16 protein-coding genes and 3 pseudogenes are annotated in these 14742 nt (G+C 71.6%); all 19 read right to left on the minus strand.

Features of this window, described 5'->3' with window-relative positions; genetic code table 11:
- Positions 1-29: 29 nt before the first annotated feature.
- The 19 genes and pseudogenes from OG507_RS32050 to OG507_RS32140 all read right to left on the minus strand — a co-directional run bounded on the left by OG507_RS32050 (position 30) and on the right by OG507_RS32140 (position 14669).
- Positions 30-789, minus strand: a pseudogene (locus OG507_RS32050) (hypothetical protein).
- 23 nt (positions 790-812) lie between these two features.
- Complete coding sequence (locus tag OG507_RS32055) at positions 813-1517, minus strand: hypothetical protein (protein WP_327370590.1); 705 nt, start codon at positions 1515-1517, stop codon at positions 813-815.
- A 13-nt stretch (positions 1518-1530) separates the two neighbouring features.
- Positions 1531-2376 carry a relaxase/mobilization nuclease gene (locus OG507_RS32060; protein WP_327370591.1) on the minus strand — a complete coding sequence of 282 codons (846 nt, stop codon included), beginning with the start codon at positions 2374-2376 and terminating at the stop codon, positions 1531-1533.
- On the minus strand, positions 2373-2798 hold the full coding sequence (locus tag OG507_RS32065; protein WP_327370592.1) for a hypothetical protein: 426 nt from the start codon (positions 2796-2798) through the stop codon (positions 2373-2375). The genes OG507_RS32060 and OG507_RS32065 overlap by 4 nt, the downstream gene beginning before the upstream one ends.
- 105 nt (positions 2799-2903) lie before the next feature.
- On the minus strand, positions 2904-3401 hold the full coding sequence (locus tag OG507_RS32070; RefSeq protein ID WP_327370594.1) for a hypothetical protein: 498 nt from the start codon (positions 3399-3401) through the stop codon (positions 2904-2906).
- Positions 3402-3449: 48 nt separating this feature from the next.
- Positions 3450-4298: an MFS transporter gene (locus OG507_RS32075; protein ID WP_327370595.1), complete on the minus strand. Its 849-nt coding sequence runs from the start codon at positions 4296-4298 to the stop codon at positions 3450-3452.
- A 114-nt stretch (positions 4299-4412) separates the two neighbouring features.
- A complete protein-coding gene (locus OG507_RS32080; protein ID WP_327370596.1) occupies positions 4413-5492 on the minus strand; it encodes a hypothetical protein in 1080 nt (359 codons plus the stop codon).
- Between the two features lie 82 nt (positions 5493-5574).
- Entirely contained in the window at positions 5575-6036 is a 462-nt protein-coding gene (locus OG507_RS32085; protein WP_327370597.1) for a hypothetical protein, read from the minus strand.
- Between the two features lie 16 nt (positions 6037-6052).
- Complete coding sequence (locus OG507_RS32090; protein ID WP_327370598.1) at positions 6053-6973, minus strand: hypothetical protein; 921 nt, start codon at positions 6971-6973, stop codon at positions 6053-6055.
- Positions 6974-7170: 197 nt separating this feature from the next.
- Positions 7171-7506: pseudogene (locus OG507_RS32095) on the minus strand (glycosyltransferase); the annotation flags it as partial.
- A 348-nt stretch (positions 7507-7854) separates the two neighbouring features.
- Positions 7855-8265, minus strand: a pseudogene (locus OG507_RS32100) (glycosyltransferase family 2 protein); the annotation flags it as partial.
- Positions 8266-8313: 48 nt separating this feature from the next.
- Positions 8314-8829 (minus strand): hypothetical protein, encoded by a 516-nt coding sequence (locus tag OG507_RS32105; protein WP_327370599.1) that lies wholly within the window; start codon positions 8827-8829, stop codon positions 8314-8316.
- 152 nt (positions 8830-8981) lie between these two features.
- Entirely contained in the window at positions 8982-9776 is a 795-nt protein-coding gene (locus OG507_RS32110; RefSeq protein WP_327370600.1) for a hypothetical protein, read from the minus strand.
- Positions 9777-10070: 294 nt separating this feature from the next.
- On the minus strand, positions 10071-10844 hold the full coding sequence (locus tag OG507_RS32115) for a hypothetical protein (protein WP_327370601.1): 774 nt from the start codon (positions 10842-10844) through the stop codon (positions 10071-10073).
- 30 nt (positions 10845-10874) lie between these two features.
- Complete coding sequence (locus tag OG507_RS32120) at positions 10875-11810, minus strand: hypothetical protein (RefSeq protein WP_327370602.1); 936 nt, start codon at positions 11808-11810, stop codon at positions 10875-10877.
- Positions 11800-11964: a hypothetical protein gene (locus OG507_RS32125; protein WP_327370603.1), complete on the minus strand. Its 165-nt coding sequence runs from the start codon at positions 11962-11964 to the stop codon at positions 11800-11802. The genes OG507_RS32120 and OG507_RS32125 overlap by 11 nt, the downstream gene beginning before the upstream one ends.
- Positions 11965-12079: 115 nt before the next feature.
- Positions 12080-12649, minus strand: coding sequence for a hypothetical protein (locus OG507_RS32130; protein ID WP_327370604.1), 570 nt, complete (start codon positions 12647-12649; stop codon positions 12080-12082).
- Positions 12650-12664: 15 nt separating this feature from the next.
- On the minus strand, positions 12665-14179 hold the full coding sequence (locus tag OG507_RS32135) for a VirB4 family type IV secretion system protein (protein WP_327370605.1): 1515 nt from the start codon (positions 14177-14179) through the stop codon (positions 12665-12667).
- A 28-nt stretch (positions 14180-14207) separates the two neighbouring features.
- Positions 14208-14669, minus strand: a complete 462-nt coding sequence (locus tag OG507_RS32140) for a DUF6238 family protein (RefSeq protein WP_327370606.1) — start codon at positions 14667-14669, stop codon at positions 14208-14210.
- Positions 14670-14742 lie beyond the last annotated feature (73 nt).

Below are 14742 nucleotides of genomic sequence, written 5' to 3' on the forward strand. Positions count from 1 at the left end.
CAGCACCCAGAAGTCGGGCTCCGTCTGCTTCATCGAGCCCTGGTGGTCGGCGTGCGGGTGCCGGCCGGGGCCGGCGGCATGGAAGCTGGGGCGGAGGTGGGCGCGGTCCGGCCTGCGGGGTGCTGCAGGGCGGTGCCGATGCCGAGCCGGTCGAGCCGCAGGCCGATCTCGCGCAGGGCGCGCGCCTGCGCCTGGGTGTCGTCGCCGTTGAGGCGGTAGATGCCGCTCTGCGGGTCCTGGACGAAGCCGTTGGCCACGAGGACGGCGCCAGCACGGTCGTCGACGGGGGCGGTGGCGACGCTGCCGTCCTGCTGCCAGGTCAGGAGGACCCGGTCCGGCTGGGAGGGCTGGATGCCGCCCAGGGCGTTGTGCCGGACCTGGGCGAGCGCGCTGTCGTAGCGGGCGAGCAGGTCGCCGGCGACCTGCTCGGCGCTCAGGAACGGGTCGTCCGCCAGGGCGATGCCGTTGGGCTCGGGGACGGCGCGGTACGCCTCGTCGGGCAGGGCGGGGGGGGGCGACGGCGGCGATGAGGAATCCGTCGCGCTCGTCATGCCGGTTAAGGACGACAAGCTGGGCGCCGTCCGGGCGGCTCAGGACGGCGGCCTGCTGGAGCGGGTGCTCGGCGAGGGAGGCGGCGACCAGGTCCAGATCCCAGATGCGGTCGGAGAGTTCGGCGAGATCGTCCTTGGCGTCGGCCGGCAGGTGGGAGCTGGACCAGCTGTCGGGGAGTTCGCTGGCGAGGACGTCGGCGTACGAGGAAAGGCGCTCGGAGGTGTCGTGGTCGTGCATGGTGTCCTTGGGCGAGGTGGGAGTCAGCGACGCAGTCCGGCGGCCACCGGGGGCGGCGGAGCCGGGAGCGTGCGCGGCGGGGGCGGGCAGGCGCACACGGCGGAGCGCTCGCGTTCGGTGGCGGGGACCTCCCCGCTGCAGGTGCTGCGGCAGGGGTGGGGTGCGTGCCGGTCGGCGAGCGTGTTGCGGGTGTCGGCGAGGTCGGTGCGGATGACGCGAAGGTGCTCGTCGGCGAGGTAGCGCAACCGCCGTGCGATGTAAGGGTCGGCCGCCTGGCCGAGCCCGTCGTGGAAGTCGGCGGTGGCGGTGAGGACTTCGTCCAGCGCGGCGAGGATGCCGTCGTGGGCGGCGGTCAGCTCGATCAGGGCGTCGGCCGCCTCTTCCGTGGTGGTGGCCTCGCGAATGCGCTCGGCAATATGGGCGACGGAGGAGCTCAGCGGCAGGTAACTGGCCCGACGGGAACCAGTGTCGAAGTCCTCTTCGCAGTCGACGTGGTACCCGGCGACCCGGAGGCGGGCGACTGCGTCGGTGGCGAGACGGGACTCGTCTTCCTCGGTGAGGCCGGTGAGGCCGGTGGGGGCGCGGTGGTAGGTCTCGTGGACGCGGACGACAGCGATGAAACCCGCGCGCTGCAGGACGCTGTGCGCCTCGGAGTCCCCGCCGCGGGCGAGGAGTTCGTCGGAGTGCGGGTCACGGCGGATGTCCAGGAAGCGGTCGGTACGGGGCAACGAGACGTTTCTCCTACGGCGATCGGTGAGCGGTGCGCCGGACGGCGGGCGGCACGGCGGCGACCCGCGGCTGGACCAGGCGCGCTGCGGTGCTGTCCAGGTCCTGCTGGATGGCGTGGAGGCGGCGGGCAATCAGCTCCAGGCGGTGCGCCACATCGGTGCCGGCGGCGCCGGGCTGGCGGGCGATCCGGTGCGCGGTGTGCTCGACCAGTCCGCGGACCGTGGCAAGTGGACCGGCCTGCTCGTCGGCGAGCTGCGTGAGGACGCTCGCGAGCTGGGCCGACGCCGTGGGCGCCATACGGATGGCGGGTCGCGCCGTGGGGCCGGTGCGGACGGGGATCAGGTGGAGGTCCTGCTCGATGCGGCGCGCCTCGTCCGAGAGGCGCCGCAGGATATCCGCGGGCGGGGGTGGCCACGCGCCGTCGACGTGGATCAGGTTGGCGATCACATCGAGGCGTCCGGACTGGGCCTGAACGGCGATCCACCGGCAGCCGTCCTCCTTGCCGGGAATCTCGATACCGGCGGCCCGCGCGAGCCGGTGGGCGGCTTCTGCCCACTCGGGGCCGGTCAGCTCCCGGTCGTCCGGGTGAAGCCGGACGACGAGGTGGAGGATCGCCCGCCGGTCATCATCCGGGCTGGCGGCGAACGGATGCTCCAGGTACGGGTCTTCGAGGTGCTCGGCCCACTGGAGGGACGTCCAGGTCCTCTGCTCGTCGTCCAGGGTGAAGTAATCCAGGCCCGGCCAGTGGGCGACGACCGTGTACTCCGTCAGGCCCTCGTTCGGCGAGACCGGCCGCCCCAGAGCCTCGGCGAGCGAGTCGTGCGGAGCGTGGGTCCGCTGATGGAGGCGGGGAATCACCGGCCGCCCCGGATGTCGGCGATGTGCACCAACTGGTTGAGGGCGGTGGTGGTGTACCAGCCGCAGTCGATCAGCTCGTTGCGGCCGACGTACCGCGGCAGGAGAGCGTCCTCCATGGCTCGCAGGTAGATCAGGCAGTCCGGGCAGCGGCGCGAGAGGTGCACGAGGTAGCGGGGATGGCCGGTGACGTAGGACTGGGATCCGCCGGTCGCATCCCGCAGCCGCCATCCGTCCTCGTCGGTCGGGGTGTGCCAGGACGGGGCGACGACGCGCATCGCGTCTCCCCACAGTTCACCGTCGGCCACCCCCTTGAGGACGACGACGGTGTCACCGGCCTGGAAGTGCTGGTGCGTGATGTCCCGGTCGGGGGTGAGCGGGTCGGGTGTCGGCGCGAAGGCCGAGGTGGGCGGGGGCTGGGACATGCGGTTCGGTTCCTTCCACGCAATCGGTGGCGGGGTGGGAGGAACAATGGTCCGGAGGAACGCCGGTTTGGCTAACCGGCGTTTCCCGGCTATGTTCCGCCGCGATCAGCGGAACGGGTTCTCCGTCCCGCGGTCCGCCTCGGTGGCTGCGTCGAGGAGTTCGAGCAGGTCAGTGCCCTCTGCGTCGCGCTGGTCGATCCACCACCCGGCGCGGGTGATGGCGCGGGCCTTCTCCTCCAGCTCCGCCCAGTCCGCCTCGTCCCAACTCCCCTCCACGACCAGCGCGGTGTGCGCGGCCGTCATCAGCTGGTGGCGGGAGCGCTCGCCCCAGTCCATGGCCTTCTCCGGGCCTTCCAACTGCGGCATGTCGAACTGCTTCGCCCACGCGGCGGCCGCCTCCTGCTCGGCGGAGCGCTTGGCCGCGAGCCACTCCTCCTTGGACTCGGTATCGGCGTCGCGTGCCGCCTTCCAGCAGTCGGAGCAGTCCTTCGCCGCGAGCCAGCGGGCGAATCCGGCCCGCTTGTCGGCAGGACGGTTGGACAGGTCATGAACCACCTGGTGGGAGCACACGTGCTCCACGGTCCACTGCGTACGGACGGCCATAAATGGATCTCCTCAGAAGGGTTGGAAAGTAGGGGTGTTGCGCCCTGATCAGGGCGTCTTGTGCCGGCCTCGGAGCGGGCGGCAGTGTCGGCCGCGCTGCCGCTGTCCGGTGGGGCCGAGACGTCGGCGCCCGGCGAGAAGGACAGTGAGAGCGAAGGCCGCGCCGGCGGCGGGGAGCGCAGCGCTGGCGAGAGGCTGCTCGGCGAGGCGTCCGGCGAGGGCGGTGCCGACGGACTGCCCGGCGCCGATCGCGAGGATCAGCCACGCGTACGCCTCGCTGGTACGGCCCGCCGGAGTGAGGGCGTCGGTGGTGACGTAGGCGCAGGCGACCACGATGGTCAGGAACGCACCGGGCACGGTGACCGCGGCGATGGCCGCATACGGGCCCGGAAGGGCAAAGAGCGGGAGCCACCCGGCCAGAAACGCGCCTGTGGCGATGATCAGTCGTCTGGTGGTGGTGCCCGACCAGGTGCGGCTTCCGTAGATGAGGCCGCCGAGGAAGCTGCCGGTCGAGAACGCGGCAGGGATGATGCCCGAGACCATGTCCTGGTGGTGGTGCTCGGCCATGGCGATGGACCACACGTTCATCGCTCCGATCGCGAACCCGATACCGGTGAGGGAGCCGAACAACAGCAACACGGCGGGAGTGGCCAACTGCTGGGCCTGGGAAGCGTCCTGGCCCTCGAACCCTTCGGGTCGCCAACGTCGCGATGGCGGCGCCAGGGCGACCGCAGCGGTGCCGGCCAGGCCGAGGGCCGTGGTGACAGCGAGCGCGACGGCGGGGTTGTACACGGAGGCGAGCGCGGCCACGAGCAGCGGGCCGACGATGTACAGCAGGCCCTGCGTGCCGGTGTCGAGCGCGAGCGCGGCGTGCCGCAGCCGGGGGTCGGGCAGCACGCTCGGCCACAGCGCCCGCAGCCCGGCCTCCAGCGGAGGCGTGGTTCAGACCGCCGGCGACGACGATAGCCGTGGCGAGGCCCGGTCCGCCGTACGGTCCGGACAGTGGCAGGGCTACCAGGAGGGCCGAGTTGAGTAGGGCGGCCGGAAGGTGGGGCACGGGCGGACGCGCAGCACGGGGGTGCGGTGCGGCGGCAGGACGGCGACGGTCGCGCCGAGGTCCTCGGCCGCTTCTTCGACTTCGCGGGTGAGGAACTCAACCTGCCGGCCGATCGCCGAGAAGCGGGCGGCGATCTGGCGGCCCTGGACGGTCTCCAGCGCGCTGGCGAACTGGCTGCTCGTTTCCAGGAGTTCTTGGAGACGGACCATCGGCCCTGCGTCGTATCCGCGCTGGGTTGCACTGAGGAGCGCGTTGGACGCGTCACCGGCGTGGTGGGCCTCGACGACGTCGCGGGTGAGTTCCTGCAGCGAGATCTCGGGGGCGGGCTCGGGCCGGTTGAACCCTGAGACATCGGCGCGCAGCACGCCGGGCGGGACCGGGGCGGGTAGTGACTGCCCTGCCTCGTATTCGTGGGCGTAGTGCCCGATCACCTGCCAGCCCGGTGCGTCCGGGTCTCCTCGCAGCGCGACCAGCGTCGAGTCGTCGTCTTCGACCAGGTGGGCGAGGGTGATCGGCTGCCCGTCGGCGGCGTACCACGACTCGGTCAGCTCCAGCTCGCCTCGCCTCTGCGCAGCCTGAGCTCGCTCGGTCCACATCCGCTGTTCCTCTTCGGTCAGCGGAGCCTTGTGGTGCTGGCCATCGCTCTGGTCGGCGAGGTTGCTGGCGATGAAGCTGTGATCCGCCCATGCGGTGAGGTGCGGCCACAGGGCCGAGTGCTGCGCGGGTTCGGCCTGGGAGCCGGGGGCGGCCGGCCGGTCGAGGGCCCGGCGGATCTCGGTGGCGGAGGCGGCCAGGCCGTCCAGCACGGCCCGCCACGCGGCCAGGTGCCGGGTAGGCGGCAGCTCGTCGAGCGCACGGCGGGCGGCATCGAGCAGAGCGTCGGCGTGCGGGGCGAGGTGCGTGGTGTACGCCTCCACCGCAGCCTTGTCGCGCTGGGCTCGAGCCGCTGCCGCGGCGCTTGCGTGGACGATGCGGCCGCAGCGGTCGCGTGTCATGTCGAGCGCGGTCTCGGTCTCGCGGTCGATGACCGCCATCCGCAGCGGGAAATCGCGTGCAGCGTTGGCGAGTTCGGTGCCACCGGCAGCGGGCCGTCGGGGTCCGGGTTGCTTGCGGGCGTCATCGGGACCGCCCGCCGCCCGAGGCCGTCAGGTGGACGGTCGGTGCGTAGGTGGGCTTCGGCGGGATCGGCCGGGCCGACGGCAGGGAGGTGGTGGGCGGTGTGGCGCGACGCTGAGTCGTTCGGCCGGCGGCGGCCTCGGCGAGACGGCTGCGGCGCTCCAGGAGTCCGTTCGCCCGGACTGGGCGTGGTGGGCTGGCGGAAATAGCCGGGTTGAGGCGAATGTCGGCCTGCACAGTGAAACCCTGGCGGCGAAGATCGTGGACGGCCTGACGGGTCCGGCGGGGACCGTCCCGCTCGGGCTCGCTGAGCCGGTACAGCCCGGGTTGATCGGGGACGGGCTCGAACTGCTCGCGCTCCAGGTACCAGTGGGCGAGGTGCGCGGGCAGGGAGGAGGTGAAGGAGGCGACGAAACCGTGTTCCTCGTGGTCGCCGAAGGCGAAGTGGGTGCCGGGTTGCAAGGGGGCGAGGTTCTCCTCACGTTGTCGGGGTGGAGCGGTCAGTGGCTGCGGTGCATGGGACGGGCTGCGGTAAGGGGGCGTACTGGGCGGAGACGGGGAGGGCGGGGCGGCGGTGGGGTGCGCTCACGCGGGCCTGGCGAAGGAAGATCTCGCCGTCGGTGAGCCAGGTCTCGATGGCCGGCCACGCGCGGGCGTTGAGTTCCTGCGACGGCATAGGACCGCCGTGGACCACCTCGTGGAGCAGGGTCTCGGTATCGGTGATGGCGTCGGCCAGGCGGGAGAGCGTCGCGGCGTCGTCGGGCCACGGGCTGCTGGCGGGACGGCACCGGTCGATCAGCGTCGGGGCGTGGTCGACGACGGTGAGGAAGCGGCGCCAGGAGTGGTCGAGGAATTCCTCGGTCGCGGCGCCGAGGGCGGCGGCGCTCAGCGGGGTGGCGTCGCTGTAGCGGCCGGAGGCGACCATGGCCTGCCAGGTGTCGTGTTCGGAGCGGATGCCCCCGAGTACGGCGGCGATGGCCGAGGTCCGGCGGGCGTGGACGGCCTGCTCGTAGGAGGGGAGGTACCGGTCGGCGACGGCCTGGGCCGCCCGTCCGGCGAACGGCGGCAGGGCGATGCTGCGCGGTGCGTGCGGATCGCCGTAGCCCTCTTCGAGCCCTTCGGGGGCGAAGGCGCCGACTAGATAGTCGAGTTGGCGGCCGGGGCGTTCGACGAACAGCAGCGTGGTGCCGTTCACCGTGTCGGTGAGCGTGGCGGCGTAGGGGATCCGCTCCCTCTGGAGGGCGCGGCCGAGTTCGCCGCTGTCCCAGATCCAGGGCACGAGGTCTTCCTGCCAGGCGGGGTGGGAATAGATGTCGACCGACGTGTTCCACTGGCCGGGCAGTTGGCGCGCGAGGTCGCGGGTGGCGTCGCCGATGAAGCGCCGGCTGCTTGTGTGCACGCTGGTGCGGTGCCGTTTCGCGCACTTGACCAGGTCGACCACGGTGGTCTGGTTGCCGTCCGCGGGCAGGTGGTAGACGCCGTCGTCGTCCCGCCGAAAGCCGCTCTCCGTGAGGGCGGTGTGCGCCCACGGGTACTGCTCACCCGAGGCGATGGCGACGATGCGAATCCCGGCTGTGCGACAGGATGATCTGCGCCTCAGCCATGGACCAGGTCCCCGCCGCTGCGCAGGACGGCGCGCAGGCTGCGGCCGTACTGCCAGGCATGCTCCCGGGCCGCCGCCTCCAGCTGGTCGTATCCGACCTGGGCTGTCATCTGCCCGCCCCATTTGCGGTATCTGTACACGGGGACCGGCAGCAGGATTCCGGGCGCGAGAGTGGTCACGCCGAGGGCCGCGCAGTAGTCCTCGCCCTGGACGAGGCCGCCCATCGGTGCGGCGCGTACGAGGTCGGTGCGGGCGAGGATCGTGGTCGGCCCGATGGGGATGGTGCCCGCCGGGGACTTCCAGTAGGTCCACACGTCGCCGGCCTCGTGGTGATGGGGATCTCTGAAAACGGCCAGTGCCGCTCGTCGCTCCACTCGCTCCGGCGTTCAACCGAGTGGGGAGTTTCAGCGAGCGTCGCGCATGTTGTCGGCCGGGGCCGCCCACTCGTGGAGTGTGCGGGCCGTGCCGGCCGGTCAAGGGCGCCTGCGGCGGCGCTACGCGCTGGGCTTCGCCCACCCTGGACAGTCCGTCCCGCCCCTGGACCTGGCTGGCTATCGGGCGGCCCCTCCCTTCTGGCGCCCGTCCGCAGGTCAGGTGCCGAGTGGGTGGGGAGATCCACTGAGCACGTCTGGGGCCACCCCCGAGTAGCGGGTGGTCGTTTTCAGGAAGCGCCATCAGTGGCGGCTGGGCGGGGTGGGGCAGCGCCACAAGGTGGTCGAGCCGTCGGGGTACTGGTCCTCGCTCCAGCCCGCACACCAGCCGACCCCGGTCGATTCCAGGGTGTTCAGCCGTACGGACATGGCGTCGTCGGTGAACTCGTCATCGTCGTCCGCCCAGTTCGTATACCGGGTTCGAACGTGGGCGAGGGCCAGATTCCTGGCGCAGGCGGCGCCGACCGGGCGGGGCAGAGCAAGGGTGCGGACGCGGGGGTCCTGCGCGAGCGGGGCAGGCAGACGATCAGTTGAAGCACCGTCGAGCGCGATTATGGCCTCCCAACCCACGGACTGCCGGGTGAGGCTGGCGTGCATGGCGGTCAGGTAGTCGAGCCGGTCTTCGCGCAGGCGGCTGGCGATGACGACGGTGATCAGGGGCGTGGTGTGCGGGGGCAGGGAAGGCTCCGGGAAGACGAGGGGAAACTAGCGGCGCGTGGCGGGGCGCGGGGCGCCGGCCTTCGCCGGGGATGCGGCGGGAGCGCTCGGGGGCGGCGTGCTGCGCGATGCCCGGATGGCCGGCGCGGGGTCGAGGGAGGACCACGCTGCCGGGTGGTCGTTGAAGGCGGTGCGCGGGTCGATGGCCCAGTCGACAAGCGGGCCGATGTCCTCGTGCAGGAGGCTGATCACCTCGATGCCCTGCTGGTGCAGGACGTAGCCCCACTGGATGTCCTGCGCGTCGGCGGTCTCGTCGGTGACTGTCATACGTACCGGCGGGGAGCCGTTCGGGGTGATCAAGTGATCGAGCGTGCGGCTGGGCCAGTGCTCGCCGCCGGTCAGCTCGGCCACGAGCATGGGCGGTGCGCCGTCGAGGAGGTCGGTGCCCAGCTCGTCCCAGCCGACGGCGACGTCGTCGATGAGGTGACGGGACATGGCCTCCACGTCGCGCCCGAACTTGTGCTGGTAGGCGGCCAGGAGCAGGGGCAGGTGGTGGCTGGGCACGCCGTCGAGCTGGACGTGGATGCCGCTGTACCCCGTGCCGGTGGGGCGGGCGATGAAGGAACGTGTGGACAGGGACTTCTCCGCATCGGGTAAGGGGCTGGGGACGTTCGACGGCCATCAAGGTGGTGTGTGCCGCGTGGGAGGGGACGCGTCTAAGCGCGGTCCGACCAGGAGGCGACTGGGGGGCCGGAGGCGTCGGTGCGGGCGCAGGTGTAGCCGATCAGTCGGGACGGCTCGGCCTTCGCGGGGACGGTGGCGGCGTCGTTGCATACGAACGTGTACGTGATGGAGGTGCGGGGCACGTCGTGGAGCCACGCTCGGTCGTCCTTGCCGGGGTTGATCTGCAGGCCGGAGTGCGCGACGGCGTCGGTCTGGGTGTGGGTGTGGGAGAAGAGGATCAACGCGCCGCCGTCGGTGGTCTTGAGGGCGTAGGCGTCCTTGTAGCGGTTGGCGGCGCCGGCGAATACGGTGGTGCCCTGGTTCCCGTAGCGGGTGCCGGTCTTGTCGTGGACCTCGATCTGCTGCTTGCTCGCCTTGGTCGGCGCGAAGACCTTCGTCCCGCTGTTCGCGCCTCCGGTGGCGAAGTTGTCGAGCACGCCTGTGCGCAGCAGGTCGGCGCCGGCTGCCAGCTGCTTGTTGCCGTCGGCGGCGACGGCCGTCGCGTATCCGTCCCGGTCGAGGGCGATGTCGGGCAGTTTCTGGCCGTCGAGGTCGACGACGGACACCAGCTCCCAGCGCTTGTGCTGGGGCTGTTCGGCGAACACGCCCAGACGCGAGGGGGCCTTGCCCTTCTGGTCCGAGAGCGCGGCGGCGAACCAGCGGTCCTGCCCGGCGACCAGGCGCGGGATGTACAGCTTGGCGTTCGCGGAGTCGTAGGACCACGGCTTGTACGGCTTGCGGTCCGCCGCGGGAAGTCCTTCGGTCTCGGTGTAGTCCGAGACGGACATCGCGTACAGCGGGCCGTCCTCGACCGTGTCGAGCAGGCGCCGGTTACCGTCGGCGTTGGCCTCGTTGTTGATCTTCGAGTAGTGGGTGATGACGTCGCGGGCCTGGGCGGCGCTGAGGGCGGCCGTCGGCTTCGGGGCGGTGCTGGCGCCGGGAGCCGGCTTGGCGTCGGAGGTGCCGTGGTCGGTGGTGCAGCCGGTGAGTGCCAGGGTGAGGCAGGCTGCGCTGGCGAACAGCGGCAGGGTGCGTCGGGCGATGCGGATGGAGGCTCCAAGGATCTGCAGGCGGGGAGTGGGTCAGCGCGTACGGCCGGCCGAGGGTGTGGCCTTCGGTGACGCTGGCGGAAGGGCGGCGCTGGTGGTGGGCGCCGAGTGGCGCAGGTTCACGCCGATGCCCTTGGCTGTGAGCTGTTGAACCACGCTGTGGACGCGCAGGGCGCGACCGCTGTCCCCGTAGGCGGTGGGCAGGAGGAACGCTGCTTGGTGCGGGTGGTACTGGAATCCGTGGGCGTACAGCGTCATGCGTGCATCGACCGGCACGCTCTCGTACGGCGCGCCGAGGGCTCCGTCGCTGTACAGGGTCAGGGTGAGGACCTGGTCGACCTGTGGCGTGCCGAGCCGGTGCGGGGGGTCGGGCTGGGCCGCCGCGTTGTCGAGGACCTCTTGCAGGGCCTGTTCATAGTGGGGCAGCACCCGTCGGGTGACTTGTGCCGCCGCCCGCGCGGGGTCCTTGGGAACGGCGATGCCGTTGGGTTCCTCGACTGCGGCGAAGTGGTGGGGCGTGATGTGCGGGCCGTCGGGGGCGAGCGGGGCGACGACGAACTGGTGCGGGTAGCGGGGCCGGTCGGTGACGTACAGCCGCTGGTCGGCGGGCCCGTGGAGCACGGCGTCGTGGGTGAGGACGTACTGGCTGACGATGTAGTCGACGTGGCCGGTGTCCCAGAGTTTGTCGGTGCGGGGGAACTGGTCCGCGTACTGCGCGTGGCGCTGGTACTCGCTGGTCCAGGTGCCGGGCAGACGGGCGGCCAGACCGGTAGCGAAGGCGGACAGGTCGGTGCGGGGTGAGGTCATGTGTTCCTGGAAGGAGGCGGTGGTCCGGCGTCAGCGCGTGTGCCGCGGCAGTGCCGCCGGGAGGGCTCGCGGGGGAAGGGACGGCGGACGCCCCGGGGTGGACGTGAGCCGCGGGGCCGGCATGAGCGGGGTCAGTGCCCGCATCCGGTCCTCGGCCACGTGCAGCACCTCGCCGAGGTTGCGGATCTCGGCGGCGGCGTCGGCGAGGTCGTAGGACAAGTCGAAGCCGTCGTCCTCCTCGGCTTCCTTGGCCTTCTCCCTGGCCGCTTCGAAGAACTCCCCGAGCTGTGCCAGCAGGCCGTCGCTGGGCTCCAGGATCTGGTGCAGGAAGGCAGCGGCCTCCGCATGCGACTCGGCTCCGTTGAGCCGGTCAGTCAGAGCGCGGAGCGCGTCGCCGTAGACGTAGACGTAGACGGAGGCGCGGCCGGCGGAGTCGGGGACGTCCGGGACTTCGGGCGCGTGGAGCGTCGGCGTAGCTGGGAGCGCGCTCCGGCCTCCGGCCGATGCAACGGGATTCGGCAGCAGCCCGAGCTGGGCAAGGCGATGGTCGATCGTCTCGATCAGGGGCTGGACGTTGCCGCCGTGGCGAGCCTCGGGCCGTTGGGGGGCGCCAGGGTCGGCGGATGAAGCCGAGTCGTAGACGACCTCGAACAGCGCCTGGTCGTCCGGGTGTTCACGGGTCGCGATCCAGCCCTCCGGGCTTCCTGGCGGGCGGTCGGAGGGGGGCTCCTGCGGCGGACTGATGATCAAGTAGCTGTCGTCGGGGAGCGATACGCGCACGATGTACGCGCTGAGGCCGAACTCGATGTCGCACTCCAGCCCACGCTGCCGCAGTGGCGTGGTGATGTGCGCGTGGCGGCGCCAGAGCTCCTGCCACCACGGGGTGGCCGCATTGCGATGGTCGGGAAGCGGCGCGAGCGGGGCCGTGCGGTTGCCGGCACGGGTGGTTTCGTCGTCAGCGCCCACGGCTCCTCCTGCGGGAGGCGGGCGTGCGGTGCGGCGGTGGTGTCCGGTGGGCGGGGCTGGGCTCCGGGGCCGGGGTGAAGTCGAATTCGTACTCGTCGTAGGAGGCGATCAGGTCGTGTTCCATCTGGGCTTCGCGTTCGGCGACCTGCGCCATGAGGTCATCGTGCTCGGCCTGGCACTGCTGGTACTCGGCCCAGTCGGCGTCGCTGAAATGAGCGGGGCGGTTCAGGGGACTCCTTGAGGTGGTGATGCCGGTTCTTCGAGGCGGGCTAGCGGTGGCGGCCGCTCGGCCGGGGCGGTGGAAGCGCAGGGCTTTCCCGAGGGGTGAGCGTCGAGAGGAATCGGTGGAAGCCGAGGTGGTCGTCGAGTTCCTTGGCCGCGTCGCGGAGTGATTCCGACGTGCGCCGCAGGAACGCTCGCGCCGAGGCGTGATCGATGACCATGCGGTTCTTGAGGTAGTGCTGGTCGGTTGGGTGGGAGGACCGTGGCAGGGACAGGGAGCCCTCCGCGGTCTCGGTGAAGTGCGGTGCTGCGTGGCTCGACATGGTGGCCGCCGTGGCGAGATGGGTGAGGACGGCACTGCCGGCGCGGGTCGTGCTGTGCGGGCTCCGGGCGAAGTCAGCAGTCCGACGGAGGACGTCGCGGGAGAGGTCCTGCGCGTCGGCGGCATGCTGGAGCAGCGCGGTGTAGGAGGGCGCGGCCGGGACGTGCCCACTCTCGTCCAGCAGCTCCCACTGCTGGGCGGCATCGAGTAGTTTGTCCTTCATCGCGTTGAGCGCGCCGATAAGGTGGACAGTGTCGTCGCGCGGTATCAGTTCGCGTTGGATGTCGGCTTTCACGGGCCTCTTGCTTTTTCAGTGCATGCGGGCGTCGGTGTCGAAGAGCGCCAGTTCGTGGCTGTGCAGGAGGTGCTGCACGATGAAAGATCGTCCGGCGACTTTCCACAGGCCACGCCCTCGGTTGAGGTGCGCGATGGCGTCCATCTCCACGGAGGTCAGACCGAGCAGGGAGGCCGCGGCTTGGAGTTGGTCGGTCTCCTGGCGATAGATGATTCGGGTGCTGCAGTCGGCGAGGAGGCCCTCGGCCAGAGCCCGGCCCTGTGATCCGGCGTCGCCGGCGGTGAGCAAGTCGCTGAGCCGGTGGATCACCATCAGGTTGGCGATGCCGAGACCGCGGGAGAGCTTCCACTGGGCTTGCATGCGCTGCAGCAGGCCGACGTGCCGCATCAACCGCCACGCCTCGTCGTACACGATCCAGCGCCGGCCGCCGGACGGATCGGAGAGGGCGGATTCCATCCAGGCAGAGGCGCAGGTCATCGCCAGGACGAGGGCGGTGTCGTCGCCGGAGCCGCCGAGCCGGGAGAGGTCGATGGTGAGCATCGGCGCGCTCGGGTCGAAGGCGACGGTGGAGGGGGCGTCGAACATGCCGGCCAGGTCACCGCGGACGAGGCGGCGCATCGCGTGGGCCAGGTCGCGGGCGGCGTAGCCAAGCTGGCCCGACATCAGGCCGGCGGCCTCGTCGAGCGCACTCGCGCTGTTGAGGGTGGCGGCGACATCGCCGAGCAACGGGGTGCGGCCGGTGTCGAAGGCGCGGGTGACGACGGCGTCCAGGGTGACGTCCAGGGCGGTGTGCTCCATGGGCATCAGGTCCCGGCCCAGGACGGTCCGGGCCAGGGAGCCGAGCAGGAGCAGGCGCCGTTTGCGGATCTCGCCGCCCCAGTCGGCCTCGGAGACGCCCTCCGGGCGCGAGGCCGCGTCCAGGGGGTTCAGCCGTCCGGGCAGTCCGGGGCCGAGAGCGACGGACCGGCCGCCGAGGGCTTCCGCCACCGGCGTCCACTCGCCCTTCGGGTCACACGGCACGTAGACGCGGTATCCGAAGGCCACCGAACGCAGCGCGAAGCTCTTGGCGAGCGCGCTCTTGCCCTGGCCGATCACCCCGGCGAGCAAGAGGTTCGGGTTGGTGAATCCCTCGACCTTGCCGTACAGGGCGAACGGATCGAAGACGAAGGACGCTTCCGCGTGTACGTCGCGCCCGATGTAGATGCCCTCGGCGCCGAGTCCGCCTTCGGCCAGGAAGGGGTATGCGCCGGCGGCGACGGCCGTCGTCATGCGGTGGGCGGGCAGCTTCAGCCGGTTGTTACGCGCGGAGGCGGGGCCGGGACGTCCGCTCGGTGGGTAGAGCGCGGCGGGCATCTCGTGCTCGGCGGATGTGCTCTCGGTCTGGTGGGCGCTGGCTTCCGCGCGGGCTTTTGCGGTGGCCTCGGCGAGCTGGCGACGGGCGGCCTTGCGGCTGGCGCGGTCGGTGCCGTGGGGGGTGAAGAGCGGGCTGGCGGACGCGCGGCGTGCGCGACGGGCGGGCCGGTGGCTCATCGGTGGCCCTCGTTTCTGCGGGTGGTGCTCATCGCACGCAGGCCGTGGTGTGCGGGCGGAGGTCGGTGGGGGTGGTCTTGCGGCGGATGACGTGTCCGGCGGCGAGGTGGCGCTGACAGATCGTGAGCACGGGCGGTCCCTCGGGCAGCCGCTCTGGATGGCATGCGCTCGACTCGGCTTCTGCTGCTGTGTTGTTGGGCAGCAGGTGGAAGGCGGAGTGGACCTCGCTGGTGGCCTGCCAGAGGCGGGTGTGCGCGGTGGCGAGGTGGCGGCCGGCGGCGGGGTGCGCAGGCCGAGTGCTTTCGGCGAGCCGGTCCAAGAGCTGGTGCAGGGCGGTGAGGTGGGCGTGCAGCACGTCAAGGTGCAGCCGGTCCGCCGGCCGGGGCGGGTTCGCGGCCGACGGCGATAGGGCCCGGGTGTGGTGGCGGACCCCGGCGCTCGCGGCGCGGAGGTAGGGGTGCGCGTCGTCCGGACGCGTGGGAGAGGTCAAAGGTGGTGGTCCTTCCTGCCGGGAGGCAGGGGTGGTGACGGATGGTCGAAGAGCAGCGGGCGCCACGGTGCTG

The sequence above is a fragment of the Streptomyces sp. NBC_01217 genome, assembly GCF_035994185.1.
GTDB lineage: Bacteria > Actinomycetota > Actinomycetes > Streptomycetales > Streptomycetaceae > Streptomyces.

What these genes read in the sequence shown, in the direction of transcription:
- OG507_RS32065 (WP_327370592.1), bottom strand. Translation starts at nt 2,798, where the DNA reads ATGTCCCAGCCCCCGCCCACCTCGGCCTTCGCGCCGACACCCGACCCG.
- OG507_RS32070 (WP_327370594.1), bottom strand. Translation starts at nt 3,401, where the DNA reads ATGGCCGTCCGTACGCAGTGGACCGTGGAGCACGTGTGCTCCCACCAG.
- OG507_RS32080 (WP_327370596.1), bottom strand. Translation starts at nt 5,492, where the DNA reads ATGGCGGTCATCGACCGCGAGACCGAGACCGCGCTCGACATGACACGC.
- OG507_RS32110 (WP_327370600.1), bottom strand. Translation starts at nt 9,776, where the DNA reads ATGTCCGTCTCGGACTACACCGAGACCGAAGGACTTCCCGCGGCGGAC.
- OG507_RS32115 (WP_327370601.1), bottom strand. Translation starts at nt 10,844, where the DNA reads ATGACCTCACCCCGCACCGACCTGTCCGCCTTCGCTACCGGTCTGGCC.
- OG507_RS32125 (WP_327370603.1), bottom strand. Translation starts at nt 11,964, where the DNA reads ATGGCGCAGGTCGCCGAACGCGAAGCCCAGATGGAACACGACCTGATC.
- OG507_RS32135 (WP_327370605.1), bottom strand. Translation starts at nt 14,179, where the DNA reads ATGAGCCACCGGCCCGCCCGTCGCGCACGCCGCGCGTCCGCCAGCCCG.